The 20,966-nt window shown below is 52.5% G+C and carries 19 protein-coding genes; 7 read left to right on the forward strand and 12 right to left on the reverse strand.

What is annotated here, in order from left to right:
- Position 1 precedes the first annotated feature (1 nt).
- On the reverse strand, positions 2-2,284 hold the full coding sequence (locus ACFWUB_RS06100; protein ID WP_353804295.1) for a hydratase: 2,283 nt from the start codon (positions 2,282-2,284) through the stop codon (positions 2-4).
- 319 nt (positions 2,285-2,603) lie between these two features.
- Here ACFWUB_RS06100 and ACFWUB_RS06105 point away from each other — a divergent pair, with 319 nt between their 5' ends.
- The 4 genes from ACFWUB_RS06105 (at position 2,604) to ACFWUB_RS06120 (ending at position 8,062) form a co-directional block, all read left to right on the forward strand.
- Positions 2,604-3,947, forward strand: coding sequence for a citrate synthase (locus ACFWUB_RS06105; RefSeq protein ID WP_329990178.1), 1,344 nt, complete (start codon positions 2,604-2,606; stop codon positions 3,945-3,947).
- 3 nt (positions 3,948-3,950) lie between these two features.
- The gene (locus ACFWUB_RS06110) at positions 3,951-4,946 is read left to right on the forward strand and encodes an isocitrate/isopropylmalate dehydrogenase family protein (protein WP_416183651.1); all 996 of its coding nucleotides are present in this window, start codon (positions 3,951-3,953) and stop codon (positions 4,944-4,946) included.
- A gap of 18 nt (positions 4,947-4,964) precedes the next feature.
- Positions 4,965-5,924, forward strand: a complete 960-nt coding sequence (locus tag ACFWUB_RS06115; protein ID WP_036205040.1) for an NAD(P)H-dependent glycerol-3-phosphate dehydrogenase — start codon at positions 4,965-4,967, stop codon at positions 5,922-5,924.
- A gap of 503 nt (positions 5,925-6,427) precedes the next feature.
- On the forward strand, positions 6,428-8,062 hold the full coding sequence (locus ACFWUB_RS06120; RefSeq protein WP_292282715.1) for an IS1182 family transposase: 1,635 nt from the start codon (positions 6,428-6,430) through the stop codon (positions 8,060-8,062).
- Between the two features lie 257 nt (positions 8,063-8,319).
- Here the strand turns inward: ACFWUB_RS06120 and budA are convergent, their stop codons facing one another.
- From budA to dnaA, 11 genes are all read right to left on the reverse strand, one after another.
- Positions 8,320-9,051, reverse strand: a complete 732-nt coding sequence (gene budA / locus ACFWUB_RS06125; protein WP_416183652.1) for an acetolactate decarboxylase — start codon at positions 9,049-9,051, stop codon at positions 8,320-8,322.
- A gap of 25 nt (positions 9,052-9,076) precedes the next feature.
- Positions 9,077-10,456, reverse strand: a complete 1,380-nt coding sequence (locus ACFWUB_RS06130) for a hemolysin family protein (protein ID WP_416183653.1) — start codon at positions 10,454-10,456, stop codon at positions 9,077-9,079.
- 26 nt (positions 10,457-10,482) lie between these two features.
- Positions 10,483-11,274 carry a hypothetical protein gene (locus ACFWUB_RS06135; protein WP_072982674.1) on the reverse strand — a complete coding sequence of 264 codons (792 nt, stop codon included), beginning with the start codon at positions 11,272-11,274 and terminating at the stop codon, positions 10,483-10,485.
- Between the two features lie 33 nt (positions 11,275-11,307).
- Positions 11,308-12,468: a pyridoxal phosphate-dependent aminotransferase gene (locus tag ACFWUB_RS06140; RefSeq protein ID WP_416183654.1), complete on the reverse strand. Its 1,161-nt coding sequence runs from the start codon at positions 12,466-12,468 to the stop codon at positions 11,308-11,310.
- Between the two features lie 11 nt (positions 12,469-12,479).
- Positions 12,480-14,399: a DNA topoisomerase (ATP-hydrolyzing) subunit B gene (gene gyrB, locus ACFWUB_RS06145; RefSeq protein WP_416183655.1), complete on the reverse strand. Its 1,920-nt coding sequence runs from the start codon at positions 14,397-14,399 to the stop codon at positions 12,480-12,482.
- 75 nt (positions 14,400-14,474) lie between these two features.
- Positions 14,475-14,738 (reverse strand): hypothetical protein, encoded by a 264-nt coding sequence (locus ACFWUB_RS06150; RefSeq protein ID WP_020310262.1) that lies wholly within the window; start codon positions 14,736-14,738, stop codon positions 14,475-14,477.
- Positions 14,716-15,618: a DUF721 domain-containing protein gene (locus ACFWUB_RS06155; RefSeq protein ID WP_292281637.1), complete on the reverse strand. Its 903-nt coding sequence runs from the start codon at positions 15,616-15,618 to the stop codon at positions 14,716-14,718. The genes ACFWUB_RS06150 and ACFWUB_RS06155 overlap by 23 nt, the downstream gene beginning before the upstream one ends.
- A complete protein-coding gene (gene recF / locus ACFWUB_RS06160) occupies positions 15,599-16,711 on the reverse strand; it encodes a DNA replication/repair protein RecF (RefSeq protein ID WP_416183656.1) in 1,113 nt (370 codons plus the stop codon). Before recF ends, ACFWUB_RS06155 begins: the two co-directional genes overlap by 20 nt.
- A gap of 2 nt (positions 16,712-16,713) precedes the next feature.
- Positions 16,714-16,929, reverse strand: a complete 216-nt coding sequence (locus ACFWUB_RS06165; protein ID WP_302680970.1) for an RNA-binding S4 domain-containing protein — start codon at positions 16,927-16,929, stop codon at positions 16,714-16,716.
- Positions 16,929-18,044, reverse strand: a complete 1,116-nt coding sequence (gene dnaN / locus ACFWUB_RS06170) for a DNA polymerase III subunit beta (RefSeq protein ID WP_302680969.1) — start codon at positions 18,042-18,044, stop codon at positions 16,929-16,931. The genes ACFWUB_RS06165 and dnaN overlap by 1 nt, the downstream gene beginning before the upstream one ends.
- Before the next feature lie 225 nt (positions 18,045-18,269).
- Positions 18,270-19,799, reverse strand: a complete 1,530-nt coding sequence (gene dnaA, locus ACFWUB_RS06175; RefSeq protein WP_303267736.1) for a chromosomal replication initiator protein DnaA — start codon at positions 19,797-19,799, stop codon at positions 18,270-18,272.
- Between the two features lie 384 nt (positions 19,800-20,183).
- On the opposite strand from dnaA, the gene rpmH reads away from it, so the two are divergent.
- From rpmH to yidD, 3 genes are all read left to right on the forward strand, one after another.
- Entirely contained in the window at positions 20,184-20,318 is a 135-nt protein-coding gene (rpmH, locus tag ACFWUB_RS06180; protein WP_020310268.1) for a 50S ribosomal protein L34, read from the forward strand.
- A 76-nt stretch (positions 20,319-20,394) separates the two neighbouring features.
- A complete protein-coding gene (rnpA, locus tag ACFWUB_RS06185) occupies positions 20,395-20,748 on the forward strand; it encodes a ribonuclease P protein component (protein WP_020310269.1) in 354 nt (117 codons plus the stop codon).
- Positions 20,749-20,754: 6 nt separating this feature from the next.
- Positions 20,755-20,964, forward strand: a complete 210-nt coding sequence (yidD, locus tag ACFWUB_RS06190) for a membrane protein insertion efficiency factor YidD (protein WP_020310270.1) — start codon at positions 20,755-20,757, stop codon at positions 20,962-20,964.
- Positions 20,965-20,966: the final 2 nt, after the last annotated feature.

The following is a 20,966-nucleotide window of genomic DNA, read 5'->3' on the forward strand; positions in this document are numbered from 1 at the left end:
ATCAGCGGTTTTTATTATAATTGATGAGGCAGCCGGCTTTGACGATTTTCTTTTCATCGTCCGTCATGGGAGCGATGTACAGCGACAATTCGCGCAAGTCCTTGCCGACGACATAGGCCTTGATGGCTTTCATGTCGCCGTCAAGGGATTTCTTGATGTCCGGTACATAGATGTAATCGCCGATTTCAAAGTCCGGTTCGCCTTCCATCTGGAAAGGCAGCATACCCCAGTTGATGACGTTGGAACGATAGCGCTTGGTCGCATATTCCTGGCAGATGTTGGCCAGGCCGCCGAGGACGCGCTGGCAGCTGGCAGCCTGTTCGCGGGCCGAACCGTCGCCGGGCTTGATGCAGTAGATCATGCTGCCAATTTCTACGTCTTTCATGGAAACGTCGCCGAAATGAGCGCGCAAGACGGCAAAGACGTCTTTCAAGGCCGGATCGACACCGGCCGGGCAGTCGCCGGCCAGGCGGGCCCGTTCAACTTTGTCGACGGCTTTGGCCCGGCCGACGTATTCCGGATCGCGGCGGGACAAGGTAAATTCCGCCAGGCCCAGGGGATTGGACCGGTACGACGACGTTTCGCCAGACGGGATGAGTTCGTCTGTCGTCGTGACCGGGTCGAGGATTTTCGAGCAGACCTTGAGCAGGACCGAATCGGCCAGGGGTTCCATGTCCGGCCAATCCTTGATGTTCGGGCCATAGACCAGGGAAGCGCCTTCATCGGCCTGGCCGAAGCCCTGGTAGACGCGGGTAGCATAGGGCTGGTCATCGTAATCGTAAGGTGTTTCGACGTAGTCGTCCATATAACCTTCGGCCGACGTCAGGACGCCGCCATTGGCTGCTGTCGCGGCGATGGAACGGGCATCCATGAGGGCGACGGAAGCGAACTGGCCGTTGCCCGGCTTGGAACCTTCGCGGTTCGGGAAGTTACGCGTCGTATGGCGGATGCTGAAGGCATTATTGGCCGGCGTATCGCCTGCGCCGAAGCAGGGGCCGCAGAAAGCCGTCTTGAAGATGGCACCGGCTTCCAAGAGGGAAGCGACAGCACCTTTGCGGACCAGGTCGAGGTAGACCGGCTGCGACGACGGATAGACATCGAGGGTAAAGTTGCCATTGCCGCAGGAAGCCTGTTTCAGGATGTGGGCGGCAGCCATGACATTGCTGTAGTTGCCGCCGGCACAGCCGGCGATGACGCCCTGCTGGACCTGGAGTTTCCCTTTTTGGATCTTATCGGTCAGGCTGTATTTCAAATCTTTATTGCTCATGCGGCCGTTGATGGCTTCTTCTGTTTCGTGGAGGATATCTTCCAGATTGGCATTGAGCTCATCAATAGTAAAGGCGTTGCTGGGATGCATGGGCATGGCAATCATCGGCTTGATCGTGCTCAGGTCGATGTAAATCATACCGTCATAGTAGGCGACGTCGGCCGGATTCAATTCCTTATAGGCATCGCCGCGGCCGTGCTGGGTCAAATAGGCCTTCGTGTCTTCATCGGTCCGCCATACCGACGACAGGCAGGTCGTCTCCGTCGTCATGACGTCGACGCTGTTGCGGTAATCCGTCGTCATGGAAGCGACGCCAGGACCGACGAATTCCATGACCTTGTTCTTGACATAGCCGTTCTTGAAGACGGCACCGACGATGGCGATGGCAATGTCGTGAGGGCCGACGGCCGGGCTCGGTTTCCCCGTCAAGTAGACGCCGACGACGCCAGGATAGGCGATATCATAGGTATCGCACAGGAGCTGCTTGACCAGCTCGCCGCCGCCTTCGCCGACGGCCATGGTCCCTAAGGCGCCATAGCGCGTATGGCTGTCGGAACCGATGATCATGCGGCCGCAACCGGCCATCTTTTCACGCATGTACTGATGAATGACGGCAACGTGAGGCGGAACGAAGATGCCACCATATTTCTTGGCTGCCGACAAGCCGAAGACGTGGTCGTCTTCATTAATCGTACCGCCGACGGCGCAGAGCGAATTGTGACAGTTTGTCAGCACATACGGGAGCGGGAATTTTTCCATTCCCGAGGCTTTTGCCGTCTGGATGATGCCGACAAAGGTAATGTCATGGGAAGCCATGGCATCGAACTTGATCTTCAAGTGTTCCATGGACCCTGATGTATTGTGATTTTTCAAGATAGAATAGGCGATGGTCCCCTTCCGCCCTTCTTCTTTCGAAATAGTCTTGCCTGTGAGCTGTCTGAGTTTGGCCACATCCTGTTCCGGTACGACATCTGTCCCGTGAACCAGGTACGCGCCTCCATCATATAACTGAATCATTCCAAGCCCTCCTTTGTCACCGCCTGGGCGATGGCTTTTCTCATCGTGAAAATAATGCAATCTATTTTCACAATATAAAAATTTAAGCATTTCAGTAAATATTATATCATAATTAAAACGGCCATGGCTACCCTTAAAACGTTTTATACTTTACGCGATTTTCATTTTACTTTCTCCATAATTATGCTATAATAACTTATACTTTGTAGGAATATATTAAAAATTATTCCCAAAATAAAATTTATGAATATTCGTAGATAACCGATATTTTATAAGTTATTCTTCCATATTCATACTTGCAGGAAAGAGAGGAATCATCTTGGACAAAAATATTTATTTAGCCCAGTTTTATGGCAAGTCACAGAACTACACACAGATTCCCCGCGAATGGTTCACCAAGTACGGCGTAAAGCGCGGCCTGCGCAATGAAGATCATACTGGCGTCCTCGTCGGCCTGACCCGCATTGCCGATGTCGTCGGCTACCAGCGCGACGAAAAAGGCCAAAAAGTCGATTGCGACGGCGTCTTGTACTATCGCGGCATCGACATTCGCGAGCTGGCTAAAGTGGAAAATTATAGAGGCTATTTATACGAAGAAGCCAGCTTTCTCCTCCTCTTCGGTTATTTGCCGACTGAAGATGAACTGAATGCCTTCTGCAAGGTTTTACAAAACGGCTACGACCTGCCGGACGACTTCCTGGAAATGAACCTCCTGCGCCTGCCCGGCAAGAACTTAATGAATAAACTGCAGCACGCCCTGCTGACCCTCTATAACTACGACCCCGACCCGGATAACACCGACGTCTACCAGACCCTCCGAAAGGGCTTGAACATCATGAGCAAGCTGCCGTCCATCGCGGTCTATGCTTATATGTCCAAAGTCCATTATTACAACCGCAAGAGCCTGGTCATCCACTATCCCCGCAAGGACTATTCGACGGCTGAAAACATCTTGTCCATGCTGCGGCCGGACAGCAAGTTCACGCCGAAAGAAGCGCAGCTCCTGGACCTGCTCTTATTCCTCCATGCCGACCACGGCGGCGGCACGAACTCGACGTTCACCAATATCGTCGTCTCGTCGACGGATACGGACCTCTACTCCAGCATGGCCAGCTCCGTCGGCGCCCTCAAGGGACCGCGCCACGGCGGCGCCAACATCCGCGTCTCCCTGATGATGGAACAAGTCATCGACGCCATCGGCATTAAGGCCACAGATGAACAAATCGTCGACGTCATTCACCAGATACTCAACAAGAAATTCAAAGGCTGTCACGATGGCCTGGTCTACGGTTTCGGCCACGCCGTCTACACCTTGTCGGACCCGCGCGCTGAAATCATGCGCCACTACTGCGGCATCCTGGCCAAGGAAAAGGGCATGACCGACGTCTTCCGCTTCTATAACCGTTTCGAAAAGCTGGCCATGAAGACCTTGAAAGAAGAAAAAGGCGTCAACATGTGCAGCAACGTCGATTATTACAGCGGCTTCGCCTACAATATGCTGGGCATCCCGCGCGACCTCTACACACCGCTCTTCGTCATCAGCCGTATGGTCGGCTGGCTGGCCCACAACATCGAACACAAGCTGTATGATAACCGTATCGTCCGTCCGGCAGCCAAGTATGTCGGCGACCTGATGGATTATATTCCCAGAAAGGACAGATAAATCATGAAGACAATTACCGTATTCAAAGGCGACGGCATCGGCCCGGAAATCACCGACGCTGTCCTGCAGATCCTCGACGCCGCCAAAGCGCCCCTTTCCTATGAAATTTTCAACGTCGGCGCTGCCGAATATGAACGCCACGGCGCCCTCATCCCGGACGACGCATTCACTTCTTTTGAAAAGACCCATCTCCTGCTGAAATCGCCGATCACTACGCCTATCGGCAAGGGCTTCCGCTCGCTCAACGTCACGCTGCGCAACAAATACGACCTCTATGCCAATATCCGTCCGGCCAAATCGAACACAGCCGTCAAGACGCCCTTCCCCAACGTCGACATCGTCACTTTCCGGGAAAACACGGAAGACCTGTACATCGGCGTCGAATACAAGATGAATGAAGACACGGTCCACGCCATCAAGCTCATCACCCGCAAGGCCAGTGAACGCATCATTAAGGCCGCTTTCGACTACGCCGTAGCCCATGGACGCAAAAAGGTTACCTGCGTCCATAAGGCCAATATTCTCAAGATGAGCGACGGCTTGTTCCTCGACATCTTCCACACCATCGCCAAGGATTATCCGCAAATCGAAAGCGACGACAAAATCGTCGACAACACGTGCATGCAGATGGTCATGCGTCCGGAACAGTTCGATATCATCGTCACGCCCAATCTCTATGGCGACATCCTGTCCGACCTGACCAGCGGTCTCATCGGCGGCCTGGGCCTGCTCCCGTCCATGAACGTCGGCGACGACTATGCCATGTTCGAAGCCGTCCACGGCAGTGCCCCGGATATCGCCGGTAAACACATCGCCAACCCGACGGCTCTCTTGTGGTCGGCCTGCATGCTCCTGGAATATATCGGCGAAACGGCTATTGCCGCCAAGATCCGCAAAGCCGTCGACGAAGTCCTGGCCGAAAAGCAGCATCTGACACCGGATTTGGGCGGCAGCGCCACGACGGAAGAATACCGCGACGCCGTCATTGCCAAACTGTAAGCTCAAAGGAGGTATTCCATGAAGATTACCGTCTTAGGCTGCGGCCGCTGGGGCAGTTTCCACGCCTGGTACGCCGACCACATCGGCCATGACGTCACCTTGTGGGGCCGTCCCGGTTCGCAGCACTTGCAGGAACTTTTAGAGACCCGGAAGAACGAATACCTGAGCCTTCCCGCTTCCATCTCATTGACATCGGACCTGAAGGCCGCCCTGGACGCTGCCGATATCTGCATCATCTCCATCAGCGCCCAGCAGCTGCGCTCCTTTGCCCGTCAGCTGAAAGCAGCCGGCTTTGCCCCATCCCTGCCCTTTGTCCTGGCCATGAAGGGCCTGGAGGAAGGGAGCGGCAAACGATTGACGACGGTCATGGCCGAAGAACTGGAACCGGCCGTACGCACGGCCGTCTGGGTCGGTCCGGGCCACGTCCAGGATTTTATCAGCGGCATGCCCAACTGCATGGTCATCGCCTCGGCTGATGAAGGCCTGACCCATTTCTTAGTCGATACCTTCACCAGTCCCCTCATCCGCTTCTACTATGGTCAGGACCTGTTAGGCATCGAAATCGGCGCTGCCGCCAAGAACGTCATGGGCATCGCCGCCGGTATGCTCGACGGCGCCCATCTGACCAGCCTGAAAGGGGCCCTCATGGCCCGCGGCGCTCACGAGCTCTCGGTCCTAGTCGCCGCCATGGGCGGCCAGGCCATGACCGTCTACGGTCTGAGCCACCTCGGCGACTACGAAGCGACCCTCTTTTCCCTGCACAGCAATAACCGCCGCTTCGGCCAGGACTTCATCGAAGGCAGGCCCTTCAAAAAACTGGCCGAAGGCGTCAGCACGACCGAAGCCCTCCTCGACTTATCCCAAAAATACGGCGTAGAACTGCCCATTACGGCAGCCGTCCATGCCATCATCAAAGAAAAAAAGGACCCCCACGAGGTCCTGAAAAATCTATTTCTCCGTTCTACGAAGAGCGAGTAAAAAAGGGCCTGTCGCACGTAATCGTGCACAGGCTCTTTTTATGTATGCAAAAACATCATAGCTTTATGGTCGTTCTTCGTGGACGGTTTGCTCGGACTCAGAAGCGGCTTTGCCGCAATAGACTCTGGAAATCAGGCGCAGGAGCGCCAAAAGGCTCCCCTGTGAAGGGGAGCTGGCCGCCAACGGCGGTCTGAGGGATTCTTCTGAAGAGGTTGGCATCGGCCACCTGGCCCCTAGCTGGTTCGCGTGCTCCACTCCTCTTGCCGAGAGTGCCATTTGCTGGCGTGCTGAAACTCGCTGCGCTCAAACAAAGCAGCACGCCGGACGCAAATAGCACGCACGGCATCCGGCACGGCCTACCCGGACCGCGCCGGACCGAGGTCGTTCCCGCAATGTCACCCGCCAGGGGCCAGGCAGCCGTATCCATTAGGGCTGAACAAAAAAATCTGAAAAAAACAAATCCCGGACTGTAAAAAGCCCGGGATTGCGCGTAAAATAGAGTTATGACGACACTAAATACGCATGTCAATTATACAATATGGGAAGCGCCTTATCAACTATCACTTCCCTTGAATATTTCATTTCAGATTCCGGATGACGATCCCGTGCGGTTAGTGAAGCTGCTCATAGAAAGGATGGATTTATCACCGCTGTACCAGACGTATTCTCGTATCGAGAAAAATCAGGCTTCACCACGCCAGTTACTGGCCATCGTTATTTATGCCAGCATGAACCAGATTTTCAGTTCCCGTCGTATTGAATCGGCTTGCCGGAGAGATTTGAATTTCCAATATCTGCTGGAAGGGAAACCCGTTCCCGATCATGCGACTATCGCCCGTTTCCGTTCTCATCATATGGCGGCATGCAGCCGGACCTTGTTTGCCGACATGGATGCCGTCTTGGCTCAGGCCGGGGCCTTATCGCTGAAGAATTTGTTCATCGATGGGACAAAAATCGAATCTGTTGCCAATAAATACACTTTTGTCTGGAAGAAGAGTGTCACGAAACGGCAGGCCAAAGTATTAGCAAAAATTCCGGGCTTTATTCTTAAGACCCAGGAACTCTTTGGCATCCAAGTGCTCCATACACACGCTGTCCATCGGTACCATTTACGGCGGCTGTTGGGGAAATTAAAACGGCTTCAACGAGAAGGACACATCGTTTTCGTCCATGGCAAAGGCCATCGTAAGACGCCATTGCAAAAGGCCATTGAAAAAGCCAAGGATTTCCTGCATAAGACAAAAGAGTACGCCGTCCAGCTTCATTACTGCGGGGACCGGAACAGCTATGCCAAGACCGATATCGATGCCACCTTCATGCATCTGAAAGAAGACGCCATGAAAAACGGCCAGGTCAAGCCTGCATATAATGTACAATATAGCGTGGACGCTGGATTCGTTACCTGGGTCACTGTCGGACCGCAGACTTCAGATTGTACCACCCTGCTGCCTTTCCTCGAAGATTTTCGCAAGCATTTCCCTTTCCAGTATACCCGTATCATTGCAGATTCCGGCTATGAAAGCGAAGAAAATTACACGAAGCTCGCCGAACAGGGGTATGATGCTTACATCAAACCGTCCGACCATGAGCAGCGGAAAAAACGCCGTTTCAAAAAAGATATTGGCAAATTCCAGAATATGGACTATGATGCGAAAAATGATGTCTTTTATTGCCACAATCACCGTAAGCTGACCTGTGTTGGGAAAAAGACCGAAACAACCAGCACGGGATTTAAAATACGCAAAAGCCATTATGTCTGTGAGGATTGTTCGGACTGTCCCTATAAGAAAGGATGCATTCATGGCAATCGCAGCAAGAAGCCGTTGGAAAAAAGGACGAAGCAATTAGAACTTTCTAAAAGGTTCCAAGCCCAACGGGCCGAAATGGAAGCTCACATCAGTTCTCCTACAGGGAAGATGCTTCGAATGAACCGTTCCATCCAGTCTGAAGGCGCTTTTTCCGACATCAAGGCGAATCTGTCGTTCCGGCGTTTTTTGAGCCATGGAACGGAGAACGCCCTGGCAACCAGCATCATACTGGCAATGGCCCACAATGTCTTGACCTTACATCACAAGCTGCAATCCGGCAATTTCGGGACATACCTTTATTCCTTAAAAAAAGTGAAAAAGAGTGCTTGAATAACCATATACATAGCAAAGGCACACGTTTTTTGCCGACTGGATGGCCGGTCTGTTTCGTGTACCTTTTTTACGTTTAGCTAAAAAAAGAGAATAGAACGATGAAATAGAATAAAAAAAGAGAGCTGTCGCACAAAGCCGAAATGGCTTAATGCGACAGCCCCCTTTTTTAGTGGTTAGCAGCTAGTGGCTAGGGGTTAGCGGATGATTTTAAATTTAAAGCCATCTTCTACAAACTACAAACACTGTACTACAAACTATTTTCCTTGTTCAATCTGTTTGATTTCTTCCTGTGAAGCTGCTGTCAGGTCACCTCGTTCGAACTGCTTGTTATGGGGCATGTCGAGGATGAAGCGGTCGGCTTTGTTGAAGATGACCCGGCCTTCTTCCAGATCCAGGTCAAAGACGTGGCCGCCTTTTTTCCGGTCTGCCGAAATGAAGTGGGAATGCCAGCCCGACGTATTGACGCCGCTCAGATAGTCCGGGATGTAGATGCCGATGAGGCTGCCGTCGATATCTTCAAAAGTGAAGCGGCGTTCATCTTTTTCCAGGACCTTGGCAAAGGGCAGATAGGGCTCCTGCTGTTCCAGCTCGGTCCGGGCCGACACACGGCGGAAATGACCGTCGATGCGGACGATGTAGACGTCGTTGATGCCCAGCCGGCGGACATGTTCCGTCATGATTTCTTTCAAGGCTTCAATCGAAGGCTGATGTTTCAGCAAGACTGGTTCCTGATGCCGCAGCCACGTTACCGTCGCGAAGGGCGTTGTATCGGTCTGAGCCGCTTCTACTGCCGATCCGTCGCCTAAGACGCGGTAGGCGTGGCCGTCGATGACGATGAGTTCACCGGCTACGGCATGAAACGTGCCCAGCCCCGTATCTCCATGGAGCAGCAGTGTTTCCATATCCGTGCTGCCGTAATAATTGCCGCGGGCCAGGGCCTGCAGCGTAGACACCTGGTAAATGGCCTGGCGTTCTTCCCTTTCCATATAACCTTCCTTTCTTAAAGGCTGACTATTTTTCATTGCCCTTCTCCGCTTTTTCATCGCTATCCGGGCTTTCCTTGCGGGTCACTAAAATCTTATCGACCCGCAGGTTATCCATATCCATGACTTCAAAAGTGAAATTTTCCCATTCATACGTATCGGTTTCCCGCGGGATGCGGCCTACGCCATACGTCATGAGGCCGCCGAGGGTCTTATAGAGGTCCTCGTCTTCTTCGGGCAGGTCCTCTTCGATGTCGAAGAAGTCCTTGAACTCTTCGATGGTCAGCAGGCCTTCCATGAGCCATTCATTGGGACCGCGCTGGATGATGCGGTTCGCTTCTTCTTTCTTTTCTTCTTCACCGGCCGGCATGATGCCTACTAATTCTTCCAGGATATCGTGCAGCGTCAGGATGCCGCTGAAATTGCCGTATTCATCGAGAACGGCGACTTCATGGACACTGTGTTCGCGAAAGACGTGGACGACCTTCATGATGTCCATGGATTCGGGAATATAAATCGGCTTGTGGACGCTCTCTTCGACGATGGTCGTCAGGGAAACGGTCTTATCCTTCCGGACGGCGGCATAGTATTTCTGGAAGATTTCGCTGACGGAAATCATGCCGATGAAATCATCCAGCGAGCCCCGGCCGACGGGCAGAGTGTTGTGGTTAAAGGCTACCAGTTCCTGCATGATTGTTTCTTCCGGATCTTCGACATCGATCCAATCGACCTGGGTCCGGTTGGTCATGATATCGCCGACGTCCATATCGGCCAGGCGGAAGACGCGGTCTACCAGTTCCGGCTCTTCTTTTTCAAAAGCCCCCAGTTCGACGCCCTGTTCCAGAAGCAGCTTGATTTCATCTTCTGTGACGGGCAGGACTTCCGGCTTGTTGACGCCCATGATTTTCGTGACCACTGCCGTCGACCAGGACAGGATCCAGACGACCGGTGTACAGAGGACGGAAAAATAGAGCATCGGCCGGGCCAGGAGACAGGCGATTTTTTCCGGTTTGTCGATGGCAATGCGCTTGGGTACGATTTCACCGAGGATGATCGTCAAATAGGTGATGAAGGCGACGATGCCCGTCAGGCTGATCGTATAGGCATAATTTTCCAGGCCGGGGATCTTGGCGACGTATTTCGACAAGGGCCCGGCCATTTCCGTGCCCCCGTAGACACCGGTGAGCAGGCTGACCAGGGTAATGCCGAACTGGACCATGGAAAACATCTTATTCGGATTTTCACGCAGTTTCAGGACGATGGCCGCCGATTTGCTGCCTTCATCGGCCAGGGCTTCCAGCCGCGACTGATGGCAGCTGACGATGGCCATTTCCAACAGCGAAAAGATGCCATTGCCAAAAATCAGCAAAATGATGACGAGAAATTGTTTCCCTAGGGAAAACTCCACAATAGATACACCCTCCTTTTACCTCTCTACCACCAAGGACCGACGCCGATGCCGATGCCACCGTGGTGGTGCCAGCCGCCGCCCCAGCCAATGCCGATGCCGACGCCGACACCGGGTCCGCTGTGGGACGATTCACTCCCATGACGGTCGGCTTCGTCGACGATGGTAAGGGTCTTGGTCACAGTCCGTACAGTATCACCGATCTTCACGTCGATGACCAGGTCGGTCTTGCCGGCCTGTAGGGGATGGATATTCATTTTTTCCGTAATATCGGCGATTTTGGTATTCAAACTCGTCGCTTTGACGTCATAAGGAATCATGCCCGGTACGTGGACGCGGATGATGCCGTAGCTGCCCAGGGGAATCTTTTTCGGATAGACGACGACTTCGACTTTGTCCATGAGTTTTTCCGTATTGCCGTAGATAAGGGCCGCATCATCGCCGGCCTGCAGTTTCCAGGCACAGCTTTCATCCTTGGCGACGAAATAGTTGCCCATGAGGACGTGGGATGCCGTATCATAGGCTTTTACATGATAGAAGTAATCGCCGACGAGGTTCTTATCGACGCGGAAATAGTAGCTGCCAACGAGTCCCGTCGTCTGGGACGGCAAATTCTGCAGCAGTCCCGTGACCTTATCGTAGGTACTCCCTTTCAGGATGTAAAAGTCATTGAGGTTCTTGACATTGACCGTCGGGTCTGTCAGGACGATGGCTGCCGTTTTTTCAGTACTGCCAGCTGCCGGCGCCTCTGCAGCCAGGGCGGTCATGGCCGTGACGGTGAAACAAAGACTGGTCAAGAGTATTTGCCATTTTTTCATCGAAATCCCCTCCCATACACAGGGTAAAGCAGATCATTTTTTCAAGATAGAAATATTTTCGAGCCGTTCCATAGCCTTTTCCAGGGTTTCGTCGCGGACGGCGAACTGCAGCCGCGCCAGGTGATGGACCGGTTCGATGAAGAACGTCGACGCCGGCACCAGGGCGACGCCGACTTTTTCCGCCAAATCCCGGCAGAATGCCTCATCGTCGTCATAGCCATAGCCGCCGATATCGACGAGCATGTAGAAAGCCCCTTGCGGTACATTATGGCCGATGCCGATATCATCGAGGCGCTTCATGACGAAATCCCGCTTGCGCGTGTACATGGCCCGCAGACCCTGGTAATAGTCCGGCCCGAAACGAAGGCCCGTGATAGCCGCTTCCTGCAGCGGACTGGGCGCGCTGATGGTCAGGTAGACGTGGAGCTTCTTGATGGCTTCCGTGATTTCCGGCGGAGCAAAGATATAGCCCAGGCGCCAGCCCGTGATGGAATACGTCTTGGACAAGGAACCGCAGCAGAGGGTCCGTCCGTACATGCCGGGCAGGGTCGAAAAATACGTATATTCCGTCGGTTCATAGAGGATGTGTTCATAGACTTCGTCGATGACGACGAAAGTATCGTATTTTTCAGCCAGGCCGGAAATGACCAGCAACTCGTCGCGGCTGAAGACCTTGCCGCAGGGATTGGACGGGTTGCACAGGAAAATGACTTTCGGCCTCTGTTTAAAAGCCGCTTCCAGTTCATCGCTATCAAAAGTATAGTCCGGTTCCCGCAGGGAAACGTAAATCGGTTCGGCGCCGCAGAGCAGGGCATCCGTGCTGTACGCTTCGTAAAAAGGCGAAAAGAGGATGACTTTATCGCCAGGGTCGACGAGGGTCATCATGGCTGCCATCAAGGCTTCCGTCCCGCCACAGGTGACGACGACTTCTTTTTCCGAGTCGATAGTCTGTCCCGTGAACTGCCGGCGGCAGTCGGCCATGGCCTGGCGCAGATTGGCTGCGCCAGGGTCCATACTGTACTGATGAGGTCCTTCCTGAGCGACCTGGCTGAGGCGGTCGCACATGGCCTGAGGCGGCGGGAAATCAGGGAATCCTTCAGCCAGGTTGATGGCTCCGGAAGCTTCGGCAATGCGCGACATCCGGGCGATGACCGATTCTGTGAACAATTCGATTTTTCGGGAAAGTTTCGGCATAATGTCTCCTCTTATAAATCCAGGTTGCGGACTTTCTTGGCGTTTTCTTCGATGAACTTGCGGCGTGGTTCGACTTTGTCACCCATGAGGACCGAGAAAATGCGGTCCGCTTCGGCAGCATCTTCCAGTTCGACTTTGAGCATCGTCCGGTTTTCCGGGTCCATCGTCGTTTCCCACAACTGTTCCGGGTTCATTTCGCCCAGGCCTTTGTAGCGCTGGACAACGACGCTGTTGTTATCGCGGCCCAGTTCATCGAGCTTGGCCTGCATCGATTCATCCGTATAGAAATACCAGACCTGTTTGCCCTTACGTACCTGGTAGAGCGGCGGCTGGGCGATATAGACGTGGCCATCCGTGATGAGGGGCTTCATGAAGCGATAGAAGAAGGTCAGGAGCAGCGTCCGGATGTGGGCGCCGTCGACGTCGGCATCGGTCATGATGATGATCTTATCATAACGGCGTTTGCTCAAGTCAAATTCCTGGCCGATGCCCGTACCGAAAGCGGTAATCATGGAACGTATTTCATCATTGGCCAGGATCTTGTCGAGGCGGGCTTTTTCGACGTTGATGATCTTGCCGCGCAAGGGCAGGATGGCCTGGAAACGGCGGTCACGGCCCTGCTTGGCACTGCCGCCAGCCGAATCCCCTTCGACCAGGTAGATTTCCGTCTGGTCCGGATTCTTTTCCGAGCAGTCTGCCAATTTACCGGGAAGGCTGCTGATTTCCAGAGCATTCTTGCGGCGCGTCAGTTCCCGGGCACGACGGGCGGCCTGGCGGGCGCGGGACGCGGAAATAGTCTTGGTGATGATAGCCTTGGCTTCGGACGGATGTTCTTCAAAAAATTCCTTCAAGCCATCTGAAATGATATTGTCGACGATGCCCTTGACTTCGCTGTTGCCCAGCTTGGTCTTGGTCTGGCCTTCGAACTGCGGTTCCCGGACCTTTACGCTGATGACGGCCGTCAAGCCTTCGCGGACGTCTTCGCCGGACAAGTTGTCTTCATTTTCCTTAATGATACCCGCACTGCGGCCATAATCGTTGATGGTACGCGTCAGGCCGGACCGGAAGCCGCTCAGGTGCGTGCCCCCTTCTTCGGTGAAGATATCGTTGACGAAGGTCAGGATATTTTCGCTGTAGCCGTCGTTGTACTGCATGGCAATATCGACGATGACCTTATTCTTTTCGCCGTCGACGTTGATGATCGTCGGGTTGACGGCCTGATGGCTCTGGTTGAGAAATTCGACGAACGACGTCAGGCCGCCTTCGTAGCAGTAAACTTCGCTCTTGCCTTCGCCGCGCTTGTCAGTCAGCGTGATGTGCAGGCCCTTATTGAGGAAGGCCAGTTCGCGCAGGCGCGTCTTCAAGGTATTGAAGTCATAGACCGTGTCCGGGAAGATTTCATGGTCCGGTTTGAAAGAAACTTTTGTCCCCGTTTCTTCTCCTGCTTCCAGAGGGCGTACCTTCCGGAGCGGCTGATCGGTCACGCCGCGGGTGAAGGAGATGTCCCATAAATAACCATCCCGTTTGACCTGGACCTTCGTCCAGACGCTGAGGGCGTTAACGACGGAAATGCCGACGCCGTGGAGGCCGCCGGAAATGGGATAGCCGTCGCCGCCGAATTTCCCGCCTGCATGGAGGACCGTCAGGACGACTTCGACAGCAGGCTTGCCGATCTTATGCATGGCTACAGGGATACCGCGGCCATTATCGACGACAGTGATGCTGTTGTCTTCCTGGATGGTTACTTCGATGTGCGTACAATAGCCGGCCAGAGCTTCGTCGATACTGTTATCGACGACTTCGTAGACCAGATGATGAAGGCCCCGTGTCGATGTACTGCCGATGTACATCCCAGGCCGTTTGCGGACGGCTTCCAGTCCTTCCAATACTTGAATCTGTTCGGCACCATATCTAGCTTTGTCTTTCGACATAGAGATTCTCAACTCCTGTTTCTTGCAATTTTAATGATTCATTTAGGCAATCTAACACTTTATTATACCGTAAAATCAAACATTTTTGAATACATACCTTGCCGGGTGCAGGCACTTCTGATAGCGCCGGACCACAGTCTCTCCCGTGACCGGCAGGGCAAAGACCTGCTTTCCTGTGACGACCAGGCAGCGCCAGGCCTTTTCCGGTATCCCGTCGACGGCGACGAGAGGCAGGCCGCAATGCTGGCAGACCGAGCGGCCCTGACGGCCTGACAGGTTGACGATGGCTACGACATCGCCGGCATGGATGGAGAGATTACGGCTCAGATGGAGATACATGGTCGTCCTTCTTTCTGTATTTGGCAACGAGGTTCTCGATGAATTTCGGCGGGATATCGCCGGGGACGCGGCGGGTGATGAGCATGGCCAGGGTAAAATCATCGGCTGCCGTATCGTATTCGTAATATACCTTTTCAATATAGGTATAGATGAGATTGCGGCGGACTTCATTGTACGCCTGTTCTTCCGCAGCCGCCGTCACGTCCGTCTTCAGATAGCCGGCCACGGCCTCCCACGACAGCCAGGGCATGTCGTCGAGGTAAGCGCGTATCTGCCGCTTCAAGGCATGCCGGGCCTCGCTGCGGCAAAAGAGGCACTGCCTTTCGCCAGGCGCCATCCAGCGGCCGCAACAGGGACAGGAAACGAAGCCTTCCAGCTGGTAAGCCTTCTTCCGCTTGGCCTGGGCGAAACGGAGCTGGACCACTTTTTCCCGCAGCCCTTCTGCCAGATGGGCCGTTTCCTGGCGGATACGGGCTACCGTATCGTCATCGAGGCGGACCTGGCTGATAGTCTCTTTAGGAAAGACATCTTCCCTTTCGCCCTGCAAGGTCTCATAGACCGGCCGGACCGGTTTTTTCCCCTTTTTGACAAAACGGACATCGGCAATGGCCCGATGCCCTACGTAAGAATTAATTTCCTCTATGATTTCATTTTTATACATAAACAGATAATTCATATATACCGGGTTCATGACGGCAATGATAACCTGTTTATCCTTAAAATCTAATATATATGAATATTTGGCAATCTGTTCGCCAGCAATCTGTTTCCAGTCCCGTTTGGCCTGGTATAAGTGATAAGGCAAAAGGAGCCGGTTTTTCTCCAATACTTTCGGTATGGCTAAACCGGCTTTTTTTAATTCAAGACTGCGTTCCTCCATGAGACAGGACCCTCCCTTGTTCAATGCAAATGGGATGACAGCCGGCCATGCCGGCAAAGATCCCCGGTTCCGTCGTCGTAATGAACGTCTGGATACGGTCGCGGACGAAATCGAGCAGGGCCTGCCGGCGGTCCGGGTCCAGCTCGCTCATGACATCGTCCAGGAGCAGGACCGGATATTCACCCGTCTCGGACTTGACGTATTCCAGCTCCGACAATTTCAAGGCCAGGACGGCCGTCCGCTGCTGCCCCTGGGAGCCGTATTTCCGCAGATCCGCCGGGCCGACGGAAAAAACCAGGTCGTCCCGGTGCGGCCCGACCGATGTCGCCTGACGGCGCACGTCTTCTTCGAGATGGCGCTGCAAGAGGGCATAGTACCATTCCGGATTGGTCTGATGGTCCCGGTCGCCGCCGCCATATGGCTGAACATATGTTAGGTTCAGCATTTCCGTCCCCCGGCTCAGACGCTTGTGGAGGACGCCGGCCAAAAAGGACAACTTGTGCAGGGCTTCGAGCCTTTTCGCGACCAGCGAAGCTGCAAAGCCGGCAATCTGGCGGTCCCATTCTTCGAGAGGATGGATGCCTTCATATTTCATCTTCTTCAGCAGGAGATTGCGCTGGGAAATGGCCCGGTTGTACTGCAGCAGTTCCCGGTAGTACGGCCGGCTGACCTGGGAGATTTCCATGTCGATGAAACGGCGCCGCAGCGACGGGCTGCCCTTGATGAGCTGCAAGTCGTCCGGCGAGAACAGGACTTCGTTGAGGGTCCCGACCAGTTCCTTTTGGGGAACTTTTGTTTCATTGACCCAGAGTTCTTTCTTGGCCGTCCGGGATAAGATGATTTTCAGCTGCTGCTGCGTATCACTGCGCTGAAACTGGATGATGATGCTGGCCTGGTCCTGGTTCCAGCTGATGAGGTCGGCATCGGCGATGCCCCGGTAGGACTTGCCGATGCCCCCCATATATAATGATTCCAATAGATTCGTCTTGCCCTGGCCATTCTTCCCATAGAGGAGGATGATGGCCTTGGGAAAGGTAATCATTTCATCATCATAATTCCGGAAACGGTGGAGCCGGACCGATTCAATCATCATAATTATTCACCTTTAATCAAATACGTACCGATACCTTTAATTTCAACTTTGTCTCCAGGATAGAGTTTTTTGCGTTTCGCAGTGCATAAAATTCCATTTATAAAAATCTTTTTTTCGTCCAGCAGAAAGCGGATTTCACCGCCGCTCTGTAAAATACTGGCCCATTTCAAGAATTGGTCGAGCTGGATCATCGGTGTCGTAATGTTTACTGTTTCCATTATTTTGTCCTCATAGGCGTTACAACAAATACACAGGAAGTATCTTCTTTATCCTGGACCAGCATGGGGCTGTTTTCCTTGGATTTCAAGATGACTTCCGAATCATGGCAATGCTTCAAGATGTCGAGGATGAATTTCCCATTAAAGGAAATATCCAGGCCCTGGCCTTCCAAATGGCAGGGGACGTAGTCTTCGACCGTACCGTAGTCAGGATGCTGGCTCATGAGTTTGATCTGGTCGTCGGCGACGATGAAGTTGATGACATTGTACTGGGCATCTTTGGCGACGATAGAAGCGCGTTCGACAGCGCCCGTGAATTCGGCCCGGTCCACCGTGACGATGCACTTGAAGTCATTGGGGATGACGCGCCGATAATTGGGGAATTCCCCTTCGATGAGCCGCGTCCGGATGTAGACATTGCCGAACTGTACGGCCAGGTAATTGCGGACTGCCGTGATTTCGACGGTTTCCGGGATATCTGTCGGCAGCTGGCGGGAAATTTCTGATAACAATCGGCTGGGGATAACGGCCTGTAAGGGATTATCCACAGGCGCATCGAGGGTAGCCGTCTTCAATGCCAGGCGGTGCGTGTCAGTGGCGACCATGGTCATCTGATTCCCCTGGACGTCCAGGAAGGTCCCCATGAAAATTGGGCGGGCCACATCAGTAGCGCAGGCATAGGACGTATTGTCTATGAGGTCCTTCATGACGACGCTCGTCGTCGTAAAGCTGGCATAGCCGTTTTCAACGATTTCGACTTCTGTGAAATCATCGGGATTCATGGTCAGACATTCAAACTTGAGTTTGCCGCCTTTGATGAGCAGCTGTGTATCGGCATCTTCCTTGATGATTTCGATTTCATCACTAGGCAGGCGGCGGGTCAATTCCATTAAATAAGGATTGGCAATAAAAGCTTCACCGCCTTCTTCAATGATACCGGGAACGGTGATCTTAATGCCCATATCGTAGTCATTGGCCTGGAACTCGATGATACCATGGAGGGCTTTGATAAGCAAGCCGTTTTCAGAAGATATATTGTTGCTTTTGTTCTGGGCGACTTTCTGGACAGCCTGCAGGCCTTTGTTCAGATCTTCTTTTTTCAGTTTTAGTCTCAATGGAGTATCCTCTTTTCTGCGCTGAATAAATTAATTAAATGTGAATTAAAAAATAGTAGTCTTAGTAATAGGGGCTGTGAATTTGTGGATAAGTGGAAAAAGACAGCGATTTTAAGCTGTCCACAGCTGTGGATAACGTGTGGACAAATCGTCATTTTTTATCCACATTTCCACTGTGGATTTCTTTTTTTGACTTATCCACAATGTATGTACAATTTTATCAGCCTAGTTATCCACACCGCGGATTTCATTCATCATCTTTTCCAGATGTTCTTTGAAATGCCTGTCTTTGTCTATTTTCTTCCGAATCTGCGAGCAGGCGTGCATGACTGTCGTATGATCGCGGCCGTTGAAGGCTGTCCCGATGTGGGGATACGTATTTCCTGTCAGTTCGCGGCACATATACATGGCAATCTGCCGCGGCAGGGCGATGTCTTTGGTCTTTTTCTTGCCCATGAGCTCTTTATAATTGATGTTATAGTGCTGACAGATGTACGTCGTGATTTCGTCAATGGTGATATATTTCTTTTCATCCTGGGCGTCGGTAATGTAATGGATGGCGTGTTTTACTAAAGGCAGGGTGACGTTGCTCTTGGACTGCGATGCTTCCAGGAGGACGCGGATGAAGGCGCCGTGCAGTTTTCGGATGTTTTCGCTGACATTGGCTGCGATGTAATTGAGGGCATCCAGGTCGCAGGTGATATTTTCTTTTTCTGCCCAGGCCCGGAGGATAGCCGTGCGCGTTTCTAAATCAGGCGGCTCGATTTGCGTGACCATGCCGTTTTCAAAGCGGGAACGCAGGCGTTCTTCCAGTTTCTTGATGTCCCGTGGCGGACGGTCGCTGGTGAAGACCATCTGTTTTTTGTCCTGATAGAGCTTGTTGAAGGTGTGGAAGAATTCTTCTTTTGAACTTTCTTTATCCCCACGGCCCAGGAACTGGATGTCGTCTACGAAGAGGACATCGACATTGCGGTAACGGCGGCGGAAACTTTCCGTGTTTTTGTCCTGGATACACTGGATGAATTCGTTGACGAAGTCTTCACTGGTGATGCACAACAGGCGCATGTTAGGGAAGTTCTTCAGCAATTCGTGGCCGATGGCGTGCATCAGGTGGGTCTTGCCCAAGCCGCTGCCGCCGTAGATGTAGAAGGGGTTCCATTTCTGGGCCGGTGCGGCTGCAATGGACTTGGCGACAGCTGTGGCGACGCGGTTGCTATTGCCGACGATGAAGTTATCAAAGGTATAATCTTTATTTAAATTATTATTATAAGGGATTTCATCAGGCGTGACGGGGACGGCTTCTTTGACGACGGGCATGGGGGCTGACGGACCGTCACTGATGGGCAATTCAGGCTGGACCCATTCTGTCTGTCCTGACGGGACGGACTGCGCGTCTCCGGCCGGGGCAGCGGCTGCCGGTGCGGGAGGCGCTGCCGGCTTTTTCGGCAGGGTGATCGTTTCAGCGACGGCTTCTGGCTGGCTTTCGGGAGCGGGCTTCTTTTCCTGGCTCGTAATCAGCTGGACCCTTGTCGGGCGGCCGATGGCGTCCTGGGCGACGGTTTCCAGGATATCCGTGTATTTTTTGCTGACGTAGTCGCGGAGAAAATTCGTCATTGTGTCTAATATGAGGAGATTTTCTTCTTCGGAATAGGAGTAGGGAATGATGTTGCCTTCAAACCAGTTGGTAAAAATCTCTTTCGGCAAGACTTGTTTCAGGTTAGCCAGCATTTTTTCCCATAAGCTGAGCAGGTCCATAATAATCCTTCCAATCTGTGCGTAAAATTGTGCGAGACATAGAGTGTACCATATAAAGTGTATATGTGTATAGCCTGAATTGTGGATAACGTGGACAAAGAGGACACAAAAAGGCGGAAAGACGATAATCATCGAATTTCCGGTTCTTTTCCACTTATCCACAAAATGTGGATAGATTGTTGACAACTTATTTATCTATCCACATTTTACAACAAAACCGAAATTAAGGGAAGAAAATTTTTACGGAATACTTATACATGAGGTATGCGCAAACAGTATAATACTTGGAAAATAGGGCTTGACAGCCGGGGCTTCGCTTACTATAATTAACCTGTTATGGTGTAAATTCATTTACTGTCAATGACGACAAAGGAGGTGTCTAGCTTGAAACAGACATATCAGCCGAATACATTGTGGAGAAAGAGGACTCACGGCTTCCGCGAAAGAATGAAGACGAAAGGCGGCCGCATGGTTTTGAAAAAACGCCGCATGAAAGGCAGAAAGAAACTTTCTGCTTAATTATTACGAGATAAACAGAAAAGTTCCGGTTGGCGGAATTTTTCTGTTTTTCTGGCATTTTTAGGACAATTTACGTATGTATGAACTAACAAAAGAACAACGGCTGTGCAAAAACCGTGAGTACCAGCTCGTATACCGCCGCGGCAAGTCGTATGTCAACCGCCGCGTCGTCCTGTACGTCCTGCCGCGCTCACCGAAACAGCCGACCCGGATTGGTTTCGTAACGGGTAAGAAAATCGGCTGCGCCGTCGAACGCAACCGCTGCCGCCGCCTGATGAAAGAAGTCTATCGTCTGCACCAGTTCGACCTGCGCGACGGGTTCGACTTGGTCCTCATCGGCCGCAGCAGTTTAAAATACGCCGGATACAAAGAAGCAGAACAAAGCATCCTGCAATTATTCCGGCATGCCAGGGTATTGAAAAAGAAGTGATGACACATGAAACGGTGTTTCATAGCCCTTATCCGGTTTTACCAGTTGTTCATATCGCCCCTTCACCGGCCGTGCTGCCGGTTTTATCCGACTTGTTCTGCCTATGCCATCGAGGCTTTGCAGAAGTACGGTGCTGTCAAAGGGAGTTATTTGGCACTAAGGCGCATTTTAAAATGCCATCCCTTTCACAAAGGCGGATATGATCCGGTACCGTAGAT

It is taken from the genome of Megasphaera sp. (genome assembly GCF_047831605.1).
Taxonomy (GTDB): domain Bacteria; phylum Bacillota; class Negativicutes; order Veillonellales; family Megasphaeraceae; genus Megasphaera; species Megasphaera intestinihominis.